Genomic DNA, 22,559 nt, shown 5'->3' on the forward strand with positions numbered 1-22,559 from the left:
GGCTAGCGCGCCGGTTGCTGCTGCGGGGCCGGGCAGCCGGTGCAGAGTCGCATCGCGCCTTCGCGTTCGGGGTCGCGCCAGGCAAAGCGGACCTCGACGCCGCCGCGCGCCGGCACGACCACGTGCCGGACCTCCTGCACCGCGCGGTCGCGCGCGGTGATCGTGTACCTGCCCGGCGGCACGCGAGCGAACAGGAACGGGCCGCCGGTGCGTACGTCGAGAAGCGCCGACTTGCCGGACGCCAGCTTCACGTCGACGTCGGACAGATAGTGGCCGGCCTTCGACGTGAACGTCATCCGCAGGTTGTAGCGCGGCGCGACGTCGCGAAACGCGGTGACTTCGTCGCTGCCGATGCCGCCGGTGATGTACACGACGCCGTTACGCGAGATCGGCTCGTTCGCGGTGTCGGCCAGCGCGTTCGCGCCGAGCGTCAGCACGCAGGCTGCCAACAGCATCTTGATGGTGGTGGTCCGCATCTTCACTCTCCTGATTGAGCACGCGTGGCTACACGGCCGCCCGTCGATCGCGGCGCGGTGCTGCGTGCGACGGCGTCGTGCGTTCGCTTTGGCGATGCTGTGAGCGTCGCGCGGAACGTCGATTTCCCATTGATGCAAGTCAACGGCGTTCCGGTCGAGGCGCGCAAAACCGGACGAAGCGCAAGCGTTACTGCGATCGCGTCGCGGCGGTCGGGGTGCGCGGCCGAGCGGCGTACCGCGGGTGAATGGCGGACGGGCGACATGGTGTCGGCGCGCGCTGTCAGGCGATCCTGCGCAGGCCGTCGGAAATTGCCGACACGGCCGCCCGACGTCGGACAGCAAGCTCAGGCCGAGCTGATTGTGTCGCGCGGGGTCGCCGCCAATACTGAAGACGTGGCAGTACGCCATGCATCGAGCGGTTGACGCACGGTTGGTCCGCGCCGCCGCCGCACTGGGAGTTCGCGATGATCGATCCGACCGCAGCGCACGCCGACGCCGCCGATTCCAATGGCGAACCGCCCGTCGGTGCGCACCTCGTGACGCGCCGACCCGGCTATCTGCATCACGGCATCTATATCGGCGACGGCAACGTGATTCACTACGCCGGTTGGTCGCGCGATCCGAACGGCGGCCCGGTCGAAGTGGTCACGCTCGACGGCTTCCGGGCCGGTCGCGCGCTCGCGGTGGTGCGCCACGCGCATACGCCCTACGACGGGATGCAGGCCGCGCGCCGCGCGGCGTCGCGCCTCGGCGAATGCCGCTACCGGCTGCTGACGAACAACTGCGAGCATTTCTGCCTGTGGTGCCTGTTCGGCGTCGGCCGGAGCGAACAGGTGGCGTCGTGCCTGCGCAATCCGGCACATGGCCTCGCGGTCGCGGCGATGCTGATCGCCTGGGTGCTGGCTGCGCGGTTGTATCCGGGGATGGGTGGGCGGGGGTAAGGGGCTTGGTGTCGGTCGAAATATGGTTGTCACCGGTCGCGCCGCAAAGATGTCGCTCCGTACGTTGTCGTCCGATAGAGGTGAAATCCGCGCAGGGACCTATCCGCGATTTCGTGGGCGAGGCATATCATGAGGTGTAAAAGTCATGGATATGCCAATGAAGAAGAAAAGGCAAACTGTAGCGCGTCAGGCAGCGGCCCGCGGGCCGCTGCCTGAACTGCCCAAGGAACTGCTGGACCAACTGGTCAAGGGGCCGATGACGCCGACCGAGGTCCAGGATTTGATGCTGGCGTTCAACAAAGCAGTCATCGAACGCGCAATGGGCGCCGAGAGGAATCTGCATCTGGGCTACCCGTCGGGCCAGTCCAAGCCGCCCGGGCAAGCCAACGAGCGCAACGGCGCCAGCGGCAAGACGGTCATCACCGATCGGGGACCAGTTCGGGTCGAAGTCCCCCGCGATCGTGACGGCAGCTTCGAGCCAATCCTGATTCCCAAGCACGAACGCCGTTTCACTGGATTCGACGAACGCATCATCGCGATGTACGCCCGCGGCATGAGCGTGCGCGAGATTCAGGCCTTTCTGGCTGAGAGCTACGGCACCGAGGTGTCTCCCGACTTCATCAGTTCGGTCACCGACGAGGTGATGGCCGAGGCGCTGAGCTGGCAAAGCCGCCCGCTCGAAACGATGTATCCAGTGGTGTTCTTCGATGCGCTGCGCGTCAAGATCCGCGACGACGGCGTGGTCAGCAACAAGGCCGTCTATCTGGCCTTGGGCATTCAGGCCGATGGCCAGCGCGACGTGCTGGGCCTCTGGATCGAGCAGACCAAGGGTGCCAAGTTCTGGCTCAAGGTGTTCAACGAACTGAAGACGCGCGGCTGCCAGGACATCCTGATCGCCGTCGTCGATGGCCTGAAGGGGCTCACCGAAGCCATCGGCGCGGCCTATCCGCGGACCACCGTTCAGACCTGCATCGTGCATCTGATCCGCAACAGCCTCGAATACGCCAGCTACAAGGACCGTAAGGTGCTCGCCGCCGCGCTGCGCCCGATCTACGCGGCTGCCAGCGAAGAGGCGGCACGGCAGGCGCTGCAAGACTTCGCCGACGGGCCTTGGGGTGCGAAGTACCCGACGATCGTGCAGTCGTGGCAACGCGCGTGGAAGCACGTCGTGCCGTTCTACGTGTTTCCGCCGGAGATTCGACGGGTCGTGTACACCACGAACGCGATAGAAAGTTTGAACATGCAGCTGCGCAAGATCATCAAGACCCGCGGTCACTTCCCGAATGACGAGGCGGCCATCAAGCTGCTCTGGCTGGCGTTGCGCAACGTACTGGCCAAGACCGTGCGGTCCGCGTTCGACTGGAAATCAGCAATGAATCAGTTTGCTATCCTGTTCGGAGAGCGATTTATGCAGGCGCGTGGATAACGTGCGGTTCAACCGCCTCGCCCACAAAAATGCGGACAGGTTCCCGCGCAGATTGCGCCTGACCGACGAGGTGCCAGCAATACGCGAACCAAGACGCTCATTCGACCCGCGTCGGGCCGCCGTCCTCGCGCATCAACACGACCCACGTCACCGGACCTTCCTGGCCGTCACGGCCAATCGCCGCCGGGAACACGTCGCCCTCCTTGAACATCCGCTCTTGCGCGAGCGCACCCGGCGATTCCAGCACGCCCCAGCGGCCCGAATACGGGCATCGCTCCCCCGTTTGACGCGAAATATGCGGCTTGTCTACTTCTTCGCCGCCGCCGGCTGCTTGCTGCTGACGCGCGAAGTCCACCAGATCCTTCGGATACACGAGATGGTCTCGATAGCTGCTGTCGTCAATGCCCCATAGCACCGTCACCAACGCGGCTTCCAAGCACCAGTAACCGAAATACAGGCCGTCCGTGTGCGCGCCATACCAATAGGTCGGCTTCATGCCCTTGTACCAGCCGTCGACAAACTCCTTGACCAAGACGGGCCGTTCCTCCGGTGCGGAAACGGTTGCGCGTGCAAGCGGACGATACGGATCAGGATGCAGCACCACACGCGGCGCTTCGACGTGGGTGCCTGTCAGGGCCTGCACCACGTTTTCAAACAGGCCGTCACGCCCGCGGTTGTACTCGCGAGTCTTATCTACCCAACGCATCACCGTCGGAACGAACTCCGGATGTCCCAGGAGCCTGCATAGTGCCAGCAGCCAGAACACATATACGTAGGCGTCGAATTGGGTGATCTCCAGCGTGTCGGCAACGTTCTCGGGAGGATTTTTGCTGCGCGGCGAAACCTCGTGCTGAATGTAGCTGTCGAAGCGCTCAATGATCTCTGGCAACGCCGCTCTCAGCTCTTCGATTGGACTGCCTGCTGTGTAGTTGAGAAGAAGTAGCTCGAGACTCTTGAATGCAATTGACCATCGAAGACGCGATTCAGTGCTCGGCGCTATGGGATTATCTGAGGCGAGTGATTCGTAACGAGACTGGATCCCGTATTTGTAGGCGTCACGCTCTTCAATGTAATCCTTTTCGCCCAAAAACTTCTGTCGCCTGATGCTATTAAAGTCACTCACTCGACACTCCTAGAACGTATTTTCGTCAGATTGAGATGGGTTCGGTTGTGCGGGGCTCTCTAGATTCATTCCGGCCCCTGCAACATCGATCAAAACGAACAGCTTGGACGTCAAGCCGACCGAGCCAGGTAGGCAGACAAAGATCCAACGAGCGTATCCGCTGATTTCCATCCGCTCTTCCTTTCTCTCTCTTTCTCGGCGGGACATCCCGGCATTCTTCACACGTCGATTCAATGCTTGTGGAATCCTTGGTGTAGTCCAACCCACACTCATCTGCGTGCCATCACAGGTTTCCCCAAGTCGCCGTTTTGCCTCCTTCTTGATACCGTCGGTATCGCCTGGATCAAAGCCCTTCGATATGTGCTTTGCCTCGAACACCACGAACAGCGGATAGGTGACTGAATCTGCCGCTTCAGGGTTCAGCGCCTTATACAGCGGCTTTGGCGGCCTCATCGTTTCAGGAATGAACACGAGCTTGCCTCCAGGCGGTGGCGCACTCACGATCTGCGGCATCGGGTTCGGCGTACTCATGTCACCCTGCTTCTCGAACAGGCCGTCGAGACCCCGCCCCTTCGGCGGATCAATCAAGCGTTTGTATTGCAACGCCTGCTCCATCAAGGTATAGCCGTCGTTCTCGCACTTCGCACCGTTCTGCCTATTGACTTCGGTCTGGGACTTGCACTCATTGTGGACCGTATCCACGGCGACGGCGGTTTTCGTCTGCGGTGCGGGTATCGCCAGCTTCTTTTGCAGTGCATATGCGCGCTGCTGCTCGCGGATCTTTTTCAGCGCCTCGTCTTCTCCATCGTTCAGACTGGGCGAGTAAGTCAGCAACGCAATCCCGACGATTGACGGAAGCGATGTCAGCTTCGTCAGTAGCTGCGTCAGGACGCCACGCTCGGCTTCTGCAGCCGCTGGTAGCACCGGATTGGGCACGTCCGTGACGGGCCGGCTTTTCAGCCACGGCGAACTCTCCGGCGCTACAAACGCAACCACGCTCGATGCCGTCTTCAGCTTACGGTCCTCTTCTCTCAGCGGTTCCAGCCACGCTTGCGCCTCCGCTTGCGCTACCTTCCCGCCGCCCGACCAGTCGAACGATTCGACGTACCGCTTCGCGTTGCCGTAAGCCTGGCTATGCATGAACGCCCGCACGTCGAGCCAGCTTCCACCGTCATTCACAATACTGAGAAACGTGCGTGCCGCTCCATAGCTCGGCATGAAACCCGAAAAGAGGAAAGATAACTGATCCGACGCCAGCGATCGCTCACCTCCACTGAGCACCCACGATAGAAAATCGCGCACGATATGCAGGAAGTCGTCGTCGTCGTGAAAACCCTTCACACGCGATAGCCACTGACCCGCAATCGCCAACCCGGATTGCTGCCGCCGAATGTCGTCGATCGAGTAGAACATCGCGAGAAAGCGCTCGATCTCCGCCACCGCCATCCGCACCGAGTCCTTCAGGTCCGGCTTAACCTGCGTAATAGGCAATACTCGAGCGATCATGAAAGAAACTTCCTGGCAAGGTTGATGGCCGACTGCCGGTCGGGAGCCGCATCAGCGTCGCTATTGGGACGCTTCGCCTCGCCCCTCCAGTGACGGGCGTCTTCCCCCAGTTCGATGGTCGCCTTTCCTGGCTCGACGCCATCGAGATGGGCAAAACCCTTAGCGTCGAGCGTGCCAGTAAGAATCACTCCGTCACTCAGTTGCACCTTGTAGGGCGCGTTTCTGACCGGCTCAATATCCGCGTAGTGGTGGTTGATTTCGAGGAAGTGCGGCAGATCGCCGACCTTGCCAGACGGCAACACGACGAAACTCGGAGCGAGCGATTCCTTTCCTTTTTTCTGGATCGTGATGACCTTCAAGAACAGATCCAGCGGACCACCCAGCGTGATATCACCGTCCTTCAACTGGATGAACGCGCCGCCGCAATTGAGCGTCAATTCCTTTCTTGCGCTGATCCGCACCGTCCCATTGACGCTCGCGACCGTCACATCCTTGTTCGCAACCAACGACATCGCATCGCTCTGAGCCTGAATTTCGACAGGCCCCTTAGCCGCAAAAATCTTGATTCCAAGCTTCTGCGCGAACAGCGAGACCGCCTCGCCGGCCGACGCGGTGAAGCGCTTCATCACGCTGAAGTCAGCGTTCTTGCCAGCCACCGCCGAGATACTCTCCTTCGCAGCCATCTGCACGCCGCCGCCTGCCACGACGCCGATCGAGGCCGGCGCACTCGCCAGTAAGCCCGGCTGCTTCAGACCGTCGAACTCGTCCTTCATCTGCTGTTGCGCATCCGTGCCGGCCGGAATCGCCTTAGCCGTACGCGCCGCGTCGCCCAGCGACTTCGCCAACGCCAGCGCCTGCTCCAGTTGCGCGATCGTCTCCTGCATGTCGAGTTGCTTCCCGCTCGCACCCGGGCGGTCGTAGGCCGTCAGATGCAGCCCCTTACCGGCGCGCTCGACACCGTGACCCGACGTGCGCAGTTCGAAACCCTCACCGCGCCGCTCCAGTTTCTCGTCGACCAGATAGCCAAGATCGAGATGGCTCGTACCCGAATGCTCGGTGCTGAGCTTGACGCCCTCCTGCCCCGCCCAGTCCTCCATCCGCAGTTTGTTGTTCGACTGCGTGCGAATCACGTTGCGCGACAGCCAGCGGCGATCGCTCGTCACCAGATCGCGCGCCTGACTGTGATGGTGGAAGCCGATGATCTCCGGCTTGTCGGGGTCCGCGTCCCGGAACGCGATCACAGCCTCATCGTTGTCCAGCGCCGGGAAGTGGAAGCCCGTCTGCAACTTGCCCGCGAAGGGCTTCGCCAGCCGCAGCGGCACGCTTTCCCCGCCCGCCGGCCAGTCCGCGAAGTCCACGTCGAACCGGACCGTGTAGTAGCCTGCCGCCGTCAGGTAAGCGTATTTGTAGTTGTCGGGGCTCGTCACCCGAGCGCTCAGCGTCCCGGCAATCTTCGGCCACTTCGCGTCTTCGAGCTGGAGCCGGAAGCGCCGGTTAGCGGGAATCGCCTTATAGCTGTTCGTATAGGCCCGATCGCGCGCGCCGCGATGCGTCACTTCGATCACCACCTGTCCGTCGGGTGCATCGGGCAATACCGTGTCGAGATTCAGCACGCGCCCGGCCTGCAGCGCCAGCACGTTGCTCTCACCTTCGTACACGACCTGCCATGCGATCGCCGCTTCATGGCGCAGTTGCGCCTCCCATTTCGCGCCGTCCTGATCGAGATGGTGAGTGCCGTAGACGTAGGTCTGGCCGTACGTGGTCGGATCCTGCGGTGCAACGTTTGCGTCGTCCCGAAACGCTCCCACGCCTGCTCGGGGTTGTAGTCGGCCACGACGAACGACTGCGGGACGACAACGGAGTGAGTTCTAAGCGCCGTCACAGCCTCCATACCGGTCGCTTCGAGCCCGGCCACCTCGCGGTACGGAACCGTGAGGTGCGGGTCCCACAGGTAATGATCAATGTCGTCGGCGAACACGACCTGATCTCCGTGCTCGGTCTCGACGATGTAGCTGTAGATGCCGGCCTTCTGCATCAGCATCTGCACGTACGACAGGTCGTCTAGCTTGTACTGGAAGCGGAACAGGTGCTTCGGATACTCGCGGCGCAGCCGGAATGCGAACTGGTGGCCTTCCAGACCATGACTACGTAACACCGCGTCGATGATCTGCGGCGTCGTCTGGTGCTGGTAGATGCGGCTGGTGCTCACCGCTTTCAGTCGCGCGAAGTGCGACTTCAGCACGACCTCGTACTTGGTGAAATCCGCAGTCGTCTGTAGCGTCGAGAAGCCCGCAATGAACCCTGAAAACCTGCGCGGCATACCATCGACGGACACGATCGAAAACGCGGCATCGCGGTTCAGGTAGTCGGCTCGCTCAAGTGCCAGAGGATGAGTCAGGACGATCCGAACTTCGGTGGGCGCGCCCATTTTTTCGGTCGCTTCAACCGACACTATCGATAGCGCGGCCGCCGAGTCGGCACCCGGCACTTCGAGGAAATAGGCCTGACGCCCCGAAACTTCCGTCAGATTCGATACGAATCGCCTCGCATCGTCAAACAGGTCTGCCATTGTTGTAACCCCGTATCCAGAACACTGTCGCCGCATTCGGAGTCTGGAGGAAACAACAGAACGTGCCCCGACTCTGAAAGAGACGAGGCCGATTATTCAGGCAAATCGTTATATGCGGCCGAAATCTGACAATTGTCGACACCAAACTTTCTTCGTACTTGGCCTTGGTCAAACCGAGCCACGATCGCGCCGTAACGTGTGTGCCGCTAATCCGGGTCCTGTTTGTAAAGACGTCACGTCTGGGCCGTGTGGTGCTACGTCGTCCTACGGGTTGATGTTGGGAATCTCGAACGACATGCCACACGCCCGGGCTTTCAGATTGCTCGTCGACGGCAAATAATGCGGATCGGCCTACGGCATCGTCGATTGGCGCCACACGATATCGCCGCTCTGGACCTCCCACTCACCGCGGCAACGCCGCCGGATCATAGCGATTACGCGGATTCCACAGCATCCACCCGTCAGTCCCCTCCGCGTCGGCCGCATCGACCTGCGCGCGGATCTCGTCGGCGTCGAACGGCCGATGATCGAACGCGTAGTCGCGAAAGGCCTGCAGCCACGGTCTGAAGCGCACGCCGTCCATCCCGGTCCGGCGCTTCGCCTCGGCCAGCGACCGCGCGACGATCTCGCCGGCATGCTCGGTCGGCTTGCGGCAGCCGGGCAGCCCCCACGTGAAGCCCGACGGATACAGCATCGGCGACACGTAGTCGACCACCGTGCCCAGTGCATCGAGCCGCTGCCCGATCGCGGTGTCGTCGCTGTTCCAGCACACGTAGCCGAAAATGTCGGCCGACAGGTACAGGTTGTACGGACGCAGCCGCTCGCGCGCGCCGGTCAGAAAACCGGTGATCGCCGCGACCCGGTTGGCCTCGGTGTTGGGCTCGGCGAACCGCAGGCCGTTCGCGTCGGGAAACCGCAGATAGTCGAACTGGATTTCGTCGAAGCCCATCCGGGCCGCCTCTTCGGCGATGTCGTAATTGTGTTGCCAAGCCGCGCGCGACGTCGGATCGATCCAGCGCTGATGCTCGCGATCCTGCCAGATCTCCCCCGCCGCATCGCGCACCGCCCACTCAGGATGCGCACGCGCCAGTGCGTCGTCCTTGAACACGACGATGCGCCCGATCACGTAAAGGCCGCGCGCATGGAACGTCCGCAGCAGCTCCGGCAGATCGGGCGGATGCACGATCGCGCCCGCCGCATGACTCGCCGCACCGGACACGTCGCGCGCGAGGCTGCGATACGGCGTGACGCCGCTGTCGCCCTTCACGTCGATGACGAGCGCGTTGATCGCGGTCGTGCCCTGCAGCGCGAGCGCGGCGTCGCGCAACGTGTGGTCCGCGACACCGTACGCCGACAGGTAAACCGCTTTCGGACGCACCGGCGCCAGCCGGATCGTATGGGCCGCGTCGGTCGGCGCCAGCGTGAGCTCGGCGCGCGCGTAGCCGGGCGCGCGCACGCTCACGCGCGTACCTGCCGCATCGAGCTCCAGCGAAAACGCGCCGTCGCGATCCGCGGTCCGGTTCACGCCGCCGGCATGGCCGATCGCGCCGGCCAGCGGATGACCGTTGGTCGCATCGACCACGGTGATCCACACCGGCGCCGCATGCGCGGCGACCGCGGCGACACCGGCAAACAATACGAGCAGACACGCGATCACGCGCTCAATCATGGCTTCCTCCGGCGCTTCTCAGCAGTCCGTTCATGCAGCGCGTGTCGCACGCGTCGGTCATCAGATAGCGCGGCAGCGCCATCGCGGAATCGGTGCGCCGGACCGGGCGCGCATCGATCGTGAAGGCGGCGACGTAGCCCTCGGCCGCCGCCTGCTCGTCGGTCTGCGCATCGTGGACGCCGAACGGCCAGGCCAGCAGCGTGACGGGCCGGCCGATCTCGGCCTCGAGCCGCTCGCGCGAGCGCCGCAACTGGAACGACACGAAGCGCCGGTAGTCGGCCGGCGTCTGCCGCGCCCGCTCGGTATGGAAATTCGGATGCCAGTACGTATGCGACTCGATGGCGACGTCGGCGGATTGCCCGAGCGCGCGCAGCTGATCCCACGTCATCGCATAGCCGGCATTGGAGATCGCCGACGGATAGACGAACAGCGTGACGGGTATCGGATGCGCCGCGAGCAGCGGGCGCAGCACGTCGTAGACGGAGCGGTGACCGTCGTCGACGGTGATCGCGACCGCACGCGCGGGCAATGCAACCGCATCGCCACGCTGCCAGCGCACGACGTCGGCGAGCGGCACGATCCGGTAGCCGTTCGCGTCGATTGCCTGCAACTGGTCGCGCAACGTGTCGATGCGCACCGTCATCGAATCGACGCGCGTCGTCGCGAACCGGTGGTAGGCCAGGATCAGCACACGCTGCGGCTGCGGCGCACCGGCGCCTGCATCGTCCGCCGCCCACAGCGGCGGCACGCACGACAGCAGGAGTAGACAGACGAGCATGCGCAAGGCCATGGCGGTCCTCGTAGACGGGCTGCCCCATTGTTCGCGATCGCGGCGCGGATGCCGCTGAGCCAGATCAACGGTCACCGATCAGCTTGCGAGCGCAACGATTTCGTCGTGGATGCGCTCGACGTCCGCGCGCGTGCACAGGGCGGTGCCCGGATGCTCGACCGACGAAGCCGATGCGGCGAGCGCATAGCGGCACGCGTCGTCGAGCGGCACGCCGCGCGCCAGCGCCCACACCATGCCGCCGACGAAACTGTCGCCGGCGCCGACCGTGCTGCATACCGCTGCCGGCCGCCCGGGCAGACGCAACGACCGATCGCGCGTGACGACCCACGCGCCGCGCGCGCCGAGCGTCAACGCGACGATCTCGGCCTGGCCGCGCGCGACGAGTTCGCTCGCCACTCGGCACGCGGACGCATCGTCGAGCGCTTCGCCGGCCAGCGCGCTGAGTTCGCCGATACTGGGCTTCACGAGATGAACGCCCTCCTCCAGCGCCGCGCCCAGCGCACGGCCCGACGCGTCGACGACGACGCGGCTGCCCCGCGCCTTCGCGGCCCGTGCGAGCGTCGCATACAGATCGTCGGGCGCGCCGGGCGGCAGACTGCCGCTCAGCACGAGATAGCGCGGCGCCGGCTGCATCGCGTCGAGGCGGGCCGCGCAGTCGCGCCACTCGGCGTCGCTCACCGATGGCCCCGGCATCAGGAACCGGTATTCGCGGCCGGTCGAGGTCTCGGTCACGCAGACGTTCTCGCGCGTCTCGCCGGCGATCCGGATGCGCACGCTCGGCAGGTGCTCGGCCTCGATCAACAGCGTCAGCACGTCGCCGGTCGGGCCGCCGGCCAGGTACAGCGCGACGCAGTCGCCGCCGAGCCGGTGGATGGTCCGCGCGACGTTGATGCCGCCGCCGCCCGGGTCGCGGCGCGGCCGCGCGCAGCGCAGCTTGTGCGTGTCGACGATGTGCTCGACCGACGTCGCGACGTCGACGGCCGGGTTCAGGGTAACGGTAACGATATCTGTCATGGTGTGGGTCTTGTGCAGTCGATGGCACGCGCGCCGCGACGGTGCGCGCGCCGGCCGTGGCTCCACCATACGTGCGGCGACGGTCGCGGCGTTGATGCCAGTCAATCGATCCCGCAACCGCACACGATTGCGCTCGATCAACGACGCACGCGTGCAGGCTCCTACAGTGAATCATTCTTCGCCGCCGAGCCCGCCATGGATGAGCAGCCGCTGTGCAGCACCGTGTTCGCCGAGCGCTACGCGCAGCCCGGCGAGACGTCGCGTGCGGCCGTATTCCAGCGCGTCGCGCGCGCGCTGTCGCTCGCCGAGCCGCCCGAGCTGCGCGCGCAGTGCGAGCGTGCGTTCTTCCAGAACCTGCAGCGCGGCGCGCTCGGCGCCGGCCGCATCCTCGCGAACGCCGGCGCCGATACGGGCGGCACGATGGTCAACTGCTTCGTCCATCCGCTCGCGATGCCGGCCGACACGCGCGCGCGGGCCGTCGATGCGGCGCTCACGCACGCGCTCGGCGACGCGCGGCGCACGCTGCTGATGGGCGGCGGAATCGGCTACGACTTCTCGCCGGTGCCGCCGCTCGACGCCTACGAGCGCCGCGCGGCGTCGGACGCCGGCGCATGCGCGGCGATCGACCGCTTCGATGCGATGTGCCGCGCGCTGCCGTTCACCGGCCCGCGCCGCGGCGCGCAGATGGCCGTGCTGCGCTGCGATCATCCGGACCTCGCGGCATTCGTCGCGGCCAAGCGCGGACGTTCGCGCTGGCCAACCTTCAACGTGTCGGTCGGCATCACCGACGCCTTCATGGAAGCGGTCCTGCACGACCGGCCGTGGGCGCTCGTCCATCGTGCGCCGCCGCACCGGGCGTCCATCGCGGCGCCACGCCGGCCGGACGGAGGCCATGTTTACGCGACGGTCGCGGCACGCACGATGTGGCACGAGATCGTCGCCGCGGCGCGCGACAGCGCCGAACCGGGGCTGCTGTTCGTCGACACCATCCGCGCTGCGAACCCGCTGCGCGAGCACGAACGGATCGACGCGACCAATCCGTGCGGCGAGCAGCCGCTGCCCGCGTACGGCAGCTGCGTGCTCGGCCCGATCGACCTGTCGCGGTTCGTGCTGCACCCGTTCGGCGTCGAAGGCAAGCCGCGCTTCGACTTCGCGACGCTCGCCGACGCGGTGCGCATCCAGGTCCGCATGCTCGACGACGTGCTGGACCTGACCGCATGGCCGCTCGCCGCGCACCAGCGCGAGGCGCGGCGCACGCGCCGCATCGGCGTCGGCGTAACCGGGCTGGCCGACGCGCTGACGATGCTGCGGCTGCGTTACGACAGCGCCGACGCCCGCGCCTTCGCGCGCTCGATCGTGCTGTCGATGCGCGAACATGCGTTTGCCGCGTCGGCGGCGCTGGCGGCCGAACGCGGCGCCTTTCCGGCATACGATCCGGCCGACTATCTGACCGGCCCCGCGCACCGCACGCTGCTGCCGCTGAACGTACAGCACGCGATCGCGCGGCACGGGCTGCGCAACAGTCATCTGCTGTCGTTCGCGCCGGCCGGCAGCGTGAGCCTCGCGTTCTGCGACAACTGCTCGAACGGCATCGAGCCGGCCGTCGGCTGGACCCAGCGCAGGATGGTGCATACGGCCGACGGTCGGGTCCGCCAGTTTCATGCGCAGAATCACGCTTACCGGCTGTTTCGCGCGCTGCATGGCGAGCACGAACGGCTGCCCGACTATTTCGTGACCGCGGCGGAGATCGCACCGGCCGATCACGTCGCGATGCTCGCGGCGCTGCAGCCCTGCGTGGACGCCGGCATCTCGAAGACGGTGACGCTGCCCGACCGGTGTTCGCTCGCGCAGGTCGACGCGCTGTTCGTGCAGGCGTGGCGCGACGGTCTGAAGGGCATCACGGTGTTCCGGCCCGACCCGCGGCTCGCGGCGGTCGTCATGGACGACGCGACGCAAGCGCGCCGCGACGGGCCGGTCTGCATCGGTTGTTGAGCCGCGCGACAGCCGGCGGACGGCAGCCGGCGGCCCACATGCGACGCGATAGCGATGAACCCCGCCCCGCCGCGCTCCGGCCGTCAGGCGGACGTGCCGCTGACGCTTTCAGTATCGGTCGATGCGGCGCCCGACGTCGGGCCGGCGTCGTCCGGCGCCGCGATCAGCGCGACCAGCATGTCGTGGTCGATCGATTCGTGCTGCAGCAGGCTGCGCGCGATCCGTTCGAGCGCATCGCGGTGCGCGGCGAGCGTCGCGGTCACGCGCGCATGCGCGTCCTCGAGCAGCGCGCGCACCTCCTCGTCGATCAGCTGCGCCGTGTGTTCGCTGCAGTGGCCGTCGCCCGGCGTCCATACGCCCGGCGCGCCGTGCTGCAGTGCGCCGTCGTCGAGCGTCGCGAGGCCGAGCCGCTCGCTCATCCCGTACTGCATGACCATGTGGCGCGCGAGCGCGGTGGCGCGCTCCAGATCGTTCTGCGCGCCGGTCGACACGTCGCCGAACGCGATTTCCTCTGCCACGCGCCCGCCGAGCAGCACGTCGAGCCGGTCGAGCAGTTCGCTCCTGCGCAGCACGTAGCGATCTTCGGTCGGTACCTGCTGCGTGTAGCCGAGCGCCGCGATCCCGCGCGGGATGATCGACACCTTCTTCACCGGATCGCAATGCTCGCGGCTTTGCGCGACGAGCGCGTGCCCCGATTCGTGGTACGCGATGGTGCGCTTCTCCTGCTCGTTCATCACGCGGCTCTTGCGCTCCATGCCGGTCATCGCGCGATCGATCGCCTCGTCGAAATCGGTCATGTCGATCGCCGGCTTGCCGAGCTCGGCCGCATGCAGCGCGGCTTCGTTGACGACGTTCGCGAGATCGGCGCCGACGAAGCCCGGCGTGCGCTGCGCGAGCTCGGCGAGATCGACGCCGGGTGCGACCTTCACGCGCTTCGTATGCACGGTCAGGATCTGCTTGCGGCCGTTCAGGTCGGGCCGGTCGATCGCGATGTGCCGGTCGAAGCGGCCGGGGCGCAGCAGCGCGGGATCGAGAATCTCCGGCCGGTTGGTCGCGGCCATGATGATCACGCCGGAGTTGGCCTGGAAGCCGTCCATCTCGACGAGCAGTTGGTTGAGCGTCTGCTCGCGCTCGTCGTTGCCCGACATCAGCCCGACGCCGCGCGCCTTGCCGAGCGCATCGAGCTCGTCGATGAAGACGATGCACGGCGCGGTTTGCTGCGCCTGTTCGAACAGGTCGCGCACGCGCGCCGCGCCGACGCCGACGAACATCTCGACGAATGCCGAGCCGCTGATCGTGAAGAACGGCACCGCCGCCTCGCCGGCGACGGCGCGCGCGAGTAGCGTCTTGCCGGTGCCCGGCGCGCCGACGATCAGCACGCCCTTCGGAATCTTGCCGCCGAGCCGCTGATAGCGATCCGGATCGCGCAGAAACGCGACGATCTGCTGCAGCTCTGCCTTCGCCTCGTCGATGCCCGCGATGTCGTCGAACGTGATGCCGGTTTCCTTCTGCATGTACACGCGCGCGCGGCTCTTGCCCATCCCGCTCAGGTCGCGCATCCCGCCCGGCCGGCGCGTCATGAACGTCCAGATCACGACGAAGCCGATCAACGGAAAGATCCAGGTCGCGAGCGTGCCGATCCAGCCGGTATCGGCCGCGCCGCGGTAGCGAATCCCGGCCGCGGTCAGCGCCGCAACCAGATTGTCGTCGCTCACGCGGTTCGTGGTGAAGCGCCACGGCGCGCCGGCCGCCTTCACGTCGGCCGCGTCGGAGGCCGGCAGCGCCGCCCCCGCCTGCGGCATGCGCAGCGTGCCGGAGATCGACGTCTGCCCGATCTCCAGATCGTCGACGAGCCGCGCTTCCACGAGGTGGTGGAAATCGCTGTAGGAGATCGCGGTCGCCGCCGGCTGACGCCCGAACAGTTGAACCGCGATCAGTACCGCGAACGCGATCGGAATCAGCAGGCCGGAGTAGTCGAAGGATTTTTTCATCGGCTAGACCCTGCCGGGCGGCCCAGCACCGGTTCACGCATCGTCGCGCGTCCAGTGCGCACGCAGCATGTCTTCGCCGTCGCGATAGTTGATCGCGAGACTGCCGTGATGCGCATGCAGCAGCGCGTCGGCCAGGCGCCTGACCATGTGTGCGCCGGTCGTGCGCACGGTGACCGAATCGGCGGACCGCTCGATCTCCATGATGCGCTCGAGCGCGTGCTCGCTCGTCTCCATGTCGGCCTGACGCTGCAGCAGCTCGAGGATCATCCCGCGATGCGCGTGCAGATACGCGCCGTGCAGCACCAGCTCGCCGGCCGGCACGTTTTCGCGCATGCGCTTGCAGGCCGGGCATTCGAGCTGGCGCCGATCGCGCGGCGTCGCGTACCAGGTCCAGCGGCCCGCGTCGCAGACCGCGCCGCAGCCCTCGCAGATCCGGTCGCCTTTGGGCCGCTTCGGCTCGCGATAGCTGTCCTTCGTATGCGGTTGCATCCGCTTGTCGCGGCGCAGAGGGTTGCGGCCGGAGCCGCCATTCGAACGGTTCATCGCCCTTCTCCTGACAGTGGACAACACCGGCGCGACGGTCGTGCGACGCTCGCGCACCGGTCATGCAACGCTCAGGCGACGGTCAGCCGGTCCACGACCTGCCGTACGCCGCGCACTGCGCCAGCCGCGCCGCACACGGCACGCTTGTCGGCCAGCGACGCCACGGTGCCCGACAGCGTGACCACGCCGTCGCTCGCGTCGATCGAAATGCCGGAGGATTCGCGCCGCGCGCGACGCGCGAGGGCGTCGGCGATCCGCGCGCCGACGTCCGGCACCGTATGGTCGCCGCGCACGCGGATGCGGTTCGCCACGCCGACGACGCCGATCATCCGGCTCACCATCGCTTCCGCCGCGCGGCTCTGATACGCATGGTCGACTTCGCCGTCGAGCGTCACGCAGCCGTGATCGACCTCGACCGCGATCTTGTGATCGCGCAGCGCCTCCTGCCAGCCGAGCGCGAACGTGATCGCGATCGCCAGCTCGTGGTCGGCGCATGCGCTTGCCGGCGGCGTGACGCTCAGTTCGAGCACCAGCGCGCGCGCATCGGCGACATGCAAAGCGGTTTTCTGCGCTTCCAGCTTCTGCGCCCAGCTGTCGACGCTGCCGCGCAGCGTCACGATCCGGTCGCGGACCTCGACGTCGATCCGGCGCGCATCGATCGCCGGATTCCAGAACAGCGCCTGCTCGACATCCTGCTTCAGTACGGCGTCGGACTTCATGCCGGTCTCCCGTCGGCGCATGCCGGCCGCGACGTTTGCGACCGGATCCGTGCACCATCGCGATCAGCATCGCGCACGGCGGCCGCGACGGCTTGACGAGGATCAAGCAACGGCCGGCTCGCGGCGGCCGCGCGTCGGTGCGCCGCCGTCCGCCCCGCGCTGCTTCGATCGCCCCGCTCGGCCAAAAAGGACGACGCCGCGGCGGCACAGCCGGCCGCGCCGACGCGCCCGCATCGCGGCCACGTCTCGGTGCGCGCGTCAATCGAGGGGCCGCTCGACACGCAATCCGGCCCGAGTGACCCAGATCAAGGGGAAACCCGGTAATCGTCGGATATAAACGAGGCCGAAGCGGCGACGCCCGAGGGCGCCGCCATCCCGTATTCCTGCATTCGTCGAGGCCTTCCATGCGCGCTGCCGCGCTTGCCGCTCCGTTTCACCCGACCATCGTGCGGCGCATGCGTGTCGCCGTGCTGTTGGCGGGCCTGGGACTGCTGTCGGGATGCCTGTCGCTCGCGCCTGCCGACACGCGCCCGCCCGCACCGATTCCCGCCGCCTTCCCCGATCCGTCGGCCGCCGCGGCGCCCGCCGCGCAGGCGCCCGACTGGCACGCCTACTTCGTCGACACGCGCCTTCAGGCGCTGATCGCGCAGGCGCTCACGAACAACCGCGACCTGCGCGCGGCCGTGGCACGCGTCGACGAGGCGCGCGCGGTCTACGGCGTCCGCAGCGCGGACCAGTGGCCGACGATCGGCGCCGGTGCGGCCTACGCGCGGTTTCGCACGCCGGGCGGCTTGCTGACGCCGGCGCCCATGATCGGCCAGCTCTACGAGGTGCAACTGGCCGAGACCCAATGGGAGATCGATTTCTGGGGGCGCGTGCGCAGCCTGAAGGCGGCCGCGCTGCAGCGCTATCTGGCGAGCGACGCGGCCCGCCAGGCGACGACGCTGAGCGTCGTCACCGGCGTCGCGAACGCGTATCTGACGCTGTGCGAGATCGACGAGCGGATCGTGCTGACGCGCGCGACGATCGACACGCGCCGCGAATCGCTGCGGATCTTCCGGCTGCGTTACGCGGCCGGCGCGATCTCGCGCCTCGACCTCACGCAGTCGGAGATCCTGCTGCAGCAGGCCGAGTCGCTCGGCGTCCAGTTGCAGCAGGCGCGCGCCACGGCGGCCGATGCGCTCGCGCTGCTGGTCGGCGCGCCCCCCGAGCTGGGCGCCGCACCGCTCGCGCTCGACGACGGCGCGGTGCTGCCGTCGCTCGCGCCCGGCCTGCCTTCGTCGCTGCTCGAGCGCCGTCCGGACGTGATCGCGGCCGAGCACGAACTGCAGGCGAGCCGCGCGAACATCGGCGCGGCGCGCGCGGCGTTCTTCCCGCGCATCGCGTTGACGAGCGCGATCGGCTCCGGCAGCTCGGCGCTGCACGACCTGCTGACGTCGGGAACGGGCGTGTGGTCGCTGATCCCCAGCGCCACGCTGCCGCTCATCGACGGCGGCCGCAACCGTTCGAACCTCGCACTCGCGAACGCACAGCGCGACGAGGCGCTCGCCCGCTACGAGAAAACGCTGCAAGGCGCGTTCCGCGACGTCTCCGACGCGCTCGCCGCGCGCCACTGGCTCGCCGACCAGGTCGCGATCGAACGCGCGACGCTGGCGTCGCAGGCCGAGCGCGCGCGCCTCGCGAAGCTGCGCTACGACAGCGGCGCGACGCGCTTCCTCGAAGTGCTCGACGCGCAGCGCGACCTGATGAACGCCGAGCAGCAGCTCGTCGTCACGCGGCGCGCGCTGCTGTCGAGCCGCGTCGCGCTGTACGGCGCGCTGGGCGGCGGCCCCGACGATCCGCGCGTGCCGCCGACGGCGCAGCAGCCTATCCATTCGACTAACTCGGAAAACAGACAATGAAAACCATCCCGCGCCCTCTTCTGATCGGTGCCGGTGCGGCCGTGCTCGCCGTCTGCGTCGCCTATTACGGCTGGTCGCGCTGGCGCGACGGCCAGACCGATGCGGGGCTCGTCAGCGGCAACGGCCGCATCGAGGCGACCGAAATCGACGTCGCGACCAAGCTGCCCGGGCGCGTGACCGCGATGCTCGTCGACGAAGGCGACTTCGTGAAGGCCGGCCAGCCGCTCGCCCGGATGGACGTCGTGGTGCTGCAGGCGCAGCTCGACGAAGCGCAGGCGCGCGCGCAGCAGGCCGTGAACACCGCGGCGAGCGTCGACGCGCAGGTCGCGCAGCGCCGCAGCGACAAGGCGGCGGCAGAGGCCGTCGTCGTGCAGCGCGAAAGCGAGCTCGACGCAGCCACGCGGCGGCTGGCGCGCTCAGAGACGCTGTCGCGCGACGGCGCCTCGTCGCTGCAGGAGCTCGACGACGACCGCGCCCGCGCGGGCAGCCTGCGCGCCACCGTGAATGCCGCGCGCGCGCAGGTGCAGGCCGCGCAGGCCGCGATCGACGCGACCCAGGCGCAGCTCGTCGCCGCGCGCTCCGCGGTGACGGCCGCACAGGCGACCGTCGCGCGCGTGCTCGCCGACATCGCGGACAGCGAGCTGACCTCGCCGCGCGACGGCCGCGTGCAGTACCGCATCGCCGAGTCGGGCGAAGTGCTGCCGGCCGGCGGCAAGGTGCTCAACGTCGTCGATCTGTCCGACGTGTACATGACGTTCTTCCTGCCGGAAGCGGCGGTCGGCCGCGTGCCGCTCGGCGCCGACGTGCGGATCGTCCTCGATGCGGCGCCGGAATACGTGATTCCGGCCCGCGTGTCGTACGTGTCGAGCACCGCGCAGTTCACGCCGAAGACGGTCGAGACGGCCAGCGAACGGCAGAAGCTGATGTTCCGCGTCAAGGCGCGGATCGATCGCGACTTGCTGCAGCGCCATCTGAAGCTGGTGAAGACCGGGCTGCCGGGCGTCGCGTGGCTGAAGACCGATTCGCACGCGGCGTGGCCCGAGCGCCTCGCGATCAAGGTGCCGCAGTGAACACGACGACGCGCGCAGATACCGACAGCCGCGCGACCGACGGCGCGCCGGGCGCGGCCGGCCCGGCGCCGGTCGCCCGGCTGTCGGGCGTGTCGCTGCGCTACGGCGGCAAGGCGGCGCTCGACGACGTGACGCTCGAGATCCCGGCCGGCCGCATGATCGGGCTGATAGGCCCGGACGGCGTCGGCAAGTCGAGCCTGCTCGCACTCGTGTCGGGCGCGCGCGCGATCCAGCAGGGGCACGTGCACGCGCTCGACGCCGATCTGTCGTCGCGCCGCGATCGCGCGCGCGTATGCCGGCGCATCGCGTACATGCCGCAAGGCCTCGGCCGCAACCTGTACGCGACGCTGTCGGTCGAGGAGAACCTGCAGTTCTTCGCGCGCCTGTTCGGCCACGACGCGGCCGAGCGGCGCCGCCGGATCGACGCGCTGACGCGCAGCACCGGCCTGCATCCGTTCCTCGACCGCCCGGCCGGCAAGCTGTCCGGCGGGATGAAGCAGAAGCTCGGCCTGTGCTGCGCGCTGATCCACGATCCCGACCTGCTGATCCTCGACGAGCCGACGACCGGCGTCGATCCGCTGTCGCGCGCGCAGTTCTGGGATCTGATCGCGCGCATTCGCGTCGCGCGGCCCGCCATGAGCGTGCTGGTCGCGACCGCCTACATGGACGAGGCGCGCCGCTTCGACTGGCTGATCGCGATGGACGCCGGCCGCGTGCTGGCCACCGGCAGCCCCGCCGACCTGCTCGCGCGCACCGGCTGCGACACGCTGGAGGCCGCGTTCATCGCGCTGCTGCCGGACGAGCGCCGCAAGGGGCACCAGCCGGTGCAGATCGAACCGTTCCGGCCCGACGCGACCGCCGGCTACGCGATCGAGGCCGACGGGCTGACGATGCGGTTCGGCGAGTTCGTCGCGGTGGACCACGTGAGCCTGCAGATCCGTCGCGGCGAAATCTTCGGGTTTCTCGGCTCCAACGGCTGCGGCAAGTCGACGACGATGAAGATGCTCACCGGCTTGCTGCCGGCGTCCGAAGGCACGGCGACGCTGTTCGGCCAGCCGGTCGCCGCCAACGACATCGACACGCGCCGCCGCGTCGGCTACATGTCGCAGGGCTTTTCGCTGTACGGCGAGCTGACCGTGCGGCAGAACCTCGTGCTGCACGCGCGCCTGTTCGGCGTGCCGGAAGCCGACGTGCCCGCGCGGGTCGACGAGATGGTCGCGCGCTTCGGGCTCGCCGGCGTGCTCGACGTGCTGCCGGAGCGCCTGCCGCTCGGGATGCGGCAGCGGCTGTCGCTCGCGGTCGCGATGGTGCACAAGCCGGAGCTGCTGATCCTCGACGAGCCGACCTCGGGCGTCGACCCGGTCGCGCGCGACGACTTCTGGCGGCTGATGATCGAGCTGGCGCGCCGCGATCGCGTCACGATCTTCATCTCGACGCACTTCATGAACGAGGCCGCGCGCTGCGACCGCATCTCGCTGATGCATGCCGGCCGCGTGCTCGCCAGCGCCGCGCCGGCGGAGCTGGTGCGCATGCGCGGCGCGGCATCGCTCGAGGATGCGTTCATCGGCTATCTCACCGATGCGCAGCGTGAGGACAGCCCGAGCGATGCGGCCGCAGCGGCCGATGCGTCGTCCGACGCCGGCTGGCTTGCCACTCCCCCGTCGGCCACGCCCGCGGCCGCCCGCGGCGCGGCGCGGACCGCATGGTTCAGCGCCGCGCGCGCCGGCAGCTACCTGTGGCGCGAGGTGCTGGAGCTGCGCCGCGACCCGCTGCGGGCGACGCTCGCGCTGTTCGGCTCGCTCGTGCTGATGTGCGTGATCAGCATCGGCATCAGCCTCGACGTCGACAACCTGACGTTCGCGGTGCTCGACCGCGACCAGTCGATCCTGAGCCAGGACTACGCGCAGAACCTCGCCGGCTCGCGCTACTTCGTGCCGCGCGCGCCGCTCGCGGACGATCGCGACATCGAGCGCCGCATGCGCAACGGCGAGCTGTCGCTCGCGATCGAGATTCCGCCCGACTTCGCGCGCGACGTCGCGCGCGGGCGGCACGTCGAGATCGGCGCGTGGGTCGACGGCGCGATGCCGATGCGCGCCGAGACGATCCGCGGCTACGTGGCCGGCATGCACGAGAACTGGCTGCGCGACCAGGCGAAGCGCCGCCTCGGCGTGGCGCTCGCGCCGGCCGTCGACATCGCGGTCCGCTATCGCTACAACCCCGACGTGAAGAGCTTGCCCGCCATGATTCCGGCGATCATGCCGATGCTGCTGTTGATGTTGCCCGCGATGCTCACCGCGCTCGCCGTGGTGCGAGAACGCGAGCTCGGGTCGATCGTGAACCTGTACGTGACGCCCGTCACGCGCGCCGAATTCCTGATCGGCAAGCAGGTGCCGTACGTGATGCTGGCGATGCTGAACTTCCTGCTGATGGTGGTGCTCGCCGACCTCGTGTTCGGCGTGCGGATCAAGGGCAGTTTCGCGACGCTGGCGGCCGCGGTGCTGATCTTCAACGTGGTGGCGACCGGCATCGGCCTGTTCGCGTCGACCTTCACGCGCAGCCAGATCGCCGCGATCTTCATGACGATCGTCGGCACGCTGATACCGGTCGTGCAGTTCTCGGGGCTGCTCACGCCGCTGTCGTCGCTGGAAGGCAGCGGCAAGTGGATCGGCACGATCTATCCGGCCACCTACATGCTCGCGATCAGCCGCGGCGTGTACAACAAGGCGCTCGGGCTGTCCGACCTGTCGTCGCAGTTCTGGCCGATGCTCGTGGCCGTGCCCGTCATCCTCGTGATGACCGGCGTGCTGCTGCGCAAACAGGAGCGCTGAT

General features: G+C 67.5%; 15 protein-coding genes and 1 pseudogene. 6 read left to right on the forward strand and 10 right to left on the reverse strand.

All coding sequences use genetic code 11. The annotated features are described in order from the left end of the window. Window positions 1-2: 2 nt before the first annotated feature. Window positions 3-476: a hypothetical protein gene (locus MBR110_RS27190; RefSeq protein ID WP_011880362.1), complete on the reverse strand. Its 474-nt coding sequence runs from the start codon at window positions 474-476 to the stop codon at window positions 3-5. Between the two features lie 464 nt (window positions 477-940). On the opposite strand from MBR110_RS27190, the gene MBR110_RS27195 reads away from it, so the two are divergent. Together MBR110_RS27195 and MBR110_RS27200 are read left to right on the forward strand one after the other, a co-directional pair. Further along, entirely contained in the window at window positions 941-1,417 is a 477-nt protein-coding gene (locus tag MBR110_RS27195) for a lecithin retinol acyltransferase family protein (protein ID WP_014726000.1), read from the forward strand. A gap of 151 nt (window positions 1,418-1,568) precedes the next feature. Beyond that, window positions 1,569-2,843, forward strand: coding sequence for an IS256-like element ISBcen18 family transposase (locus tag MBR110_RS27200; RefSeq protein WP_404841984.1), 1,275 nt, complete (start codon window positions 1,569-1,571; stop codon window positions 2,841-2,843). A gap of 97 nt (window positions 2,844-2,940) precedes the next feature. On the opposite strand, the gene MBR110_RS27205 is transcribed toward MBR110_RS27200, so the two are convergent. From MBR110_RS27205 to MBR110_RS27230, 6 genes and pseudogenes are all read right to left on the reverse strand, one after another. Then, on the reverse strand, window positions 2,941-3,966 hold the full coding sequence (locus tag MBR110_RS27205) for a PoNe immunity protein domain-containing protein (protein WP_226103015.1): 1,026 nt from the start codon (window positions 3,964-3,966) through the stop codon (window positions 2,941-2,943). A 9-nt stretch (window positions 3,967-3,975) separates the two neighbouring features. Continuing rightward, the gene (locus MBR110_RS27210) at window positions 3,976-5,472 is read right to left on the reverse strand and encodes a hypothetical protein (RefSeq protein WP_176327156.1); all 1,497 of its coding nucleotides are present in this window, start codon (window positions 5,470-5,472) and stop codon (window positions 3,976-3,978) included. Beyond that, window positions 5,469-8,041: pseudogene (locus MBR110_RS27215) on the reverse strand (type VI secretion system Vgr family protein). Before MBR110_RS27215 ends, MBR110_RS27210 begins: the two are co-directional and overlap by 4 nt. Window positions 8,042-8,444: 403 nt before the next feature. Next, a complete protein-coding gene (locus MBR110_RS27220; protein ID WP_014726005.1) occupies window positions 8,445-9,710 on the reverse strand; it encodes a putative glycoside hydrolase in 1,266 nt (421 codons plus the stop codon). Further along, on the reverse strand, window positions 9,703-10,500 hold the full coding sequence (locus MBR110_RS27225) for a polysaccharide deacetylase family protein (protein ID WP_014726006.1): 798 nt from the start codon (window positions 10,498-10,500) through the stop codon (window positions 9,703-9,705). The genes MBR110_RS27220 and MBR110_RS27225 overlap by 8 nt, the downstream gene beginning before the upstream one ends. Window positions 10,501-10,578: 78 nt before the next feature. Then, the gene (locus MBR110_RS27230; protein ID WP_181709521.1) at window positions 10,579-11,514 is read right to left on the reverse strand and encodes a 1-phosphofructokinase family hexose kinase; all 936 of its coding nucleotides are present in this window, start codon (window positions 11,512-11,514) and stop codon (window positions 10,579-10,581) included. Window positions 11,515-11,709: 195 nt separating this feature from the next. On the opposite strand from MBR110_RS27230, the gene MBR110_RS27235 reads away from it, so the two are divergent. After that, a complete protein-coding gene (locus MBR110_RS27235; protein ID WP_181709522.1) occupies window positions 11,710-13,506 on the forward strand; it encodes an adenosylcobalamin-dependent ribonucleoside-diphosphate reductase in 1,797 nt (598 codons plus the stop codon). Between the two features lie 83 nt (window positions 13,507-13,589). Here the strand turns inward: MBR110_RS27235 and ftsH are convergent, their stop codons facing one another. The 3 genes from ftsH to MBR110_RS27250 all read right to left on the reverse strand — a co-directional run bounded on the left by ftsH (window position 13,590) and on the right by MBR110_RS27250 (window position 16,759). Next, a complete protein-coding gene (ftsH, locus tag MBR110_RS27240; RefSeq protein WP_059474259.1) occupies window positions 13,590-15,497 on the reverse strand; it encodes an ATP-dependent zinc metalloprotease FtsH in 1,908 nt (635 codons plus the stop codon). A gap of 33 nt (window positions 15,498-15,530) precedes the next feature. Beyond that, a complete protein-coding gene (locus MBR110_RS27245; protein WP_011880370.1) occupies window positions 15,531-16,040 on the reverse strand; it encodes a BCAM0308 family protein in 510 nt (169 codons plus the stop codon). A gap of 71 nt (window positions 16,041-16,111) precedes the next feature. Beyond that, on the reverse strand, window positions 16,112-16,759 hold the full coding sequence (locus MBR110_RS27250; RefSeq protein WP_014726009.1) for a BON domain-containing protein: 648 nt from the start codon (window positions 16,757-16,759) through the stop codon (window positions 16,112-16,114). 404 nt (window positions 16,760-17,163) lie between these two features. Here MBR110_RS27250 and MBR110_RS27255 point away from each other — a divergent pair, with 404 nt between their 5' ends. Genes MBR110_RS27255 through rbbA form a run of 3 tightly spaced genes read left to right on the forward strand, consistent with a single transcriptional unit; the run spans window position 17,164 to window position 22,558 of the window. Then, a complete protein-coding gene (locus MBR110_RS27255; RefSeq protein WP_181709523.1) occupies window positions 17,164-18,660 on the forward strand; it encodes an efflux transporter outer membrane subunit in 1,497 nt (498 codons plus the stop codon). Then, window positions 18,657-19,730, forward strand: a complete 1,074-nt coding sequence (locus MBR110_RS27260; protein ID WP_181709524.1) for an HlyD family secretion protein — start codon at window positions 18,657-18,659, stop codon at window positions 19,728-19,730. The genes MBR110_RS27255 and MBR110_RS27260 overlap by 4 nt, the downstream gene beginning before the upstream one ends. Then, window positions 19,727-22,558, forward strand: coding sequence for a ribosome-associated ATPase/putative transporter RbbA (gene rbbA / locus MBR110_RS27265; RefSeq protein ID WP_059474256.1), 2,832 nt, complete (start codon window positions 19,727-19,729; stop codon window positions 22,556-22,558). Before MBR110_RS27260 ends, rbbA begins: the two co-directional genes overlap by 4 nt. Window position 22,559: the final 1 nt, after the last annotated feature.

It is taken from the genome of Burkholderia sp. MBR-1 (assembly GCF_013822785.1).
Taxonomy (GTDB): domain Bacteria; phylum Pseudomonadota; class Gammaproteobacteria; order Burkholderiales; family Burkholderiaceae; genus Burkholderia; species Burkholderia vietnamiensis.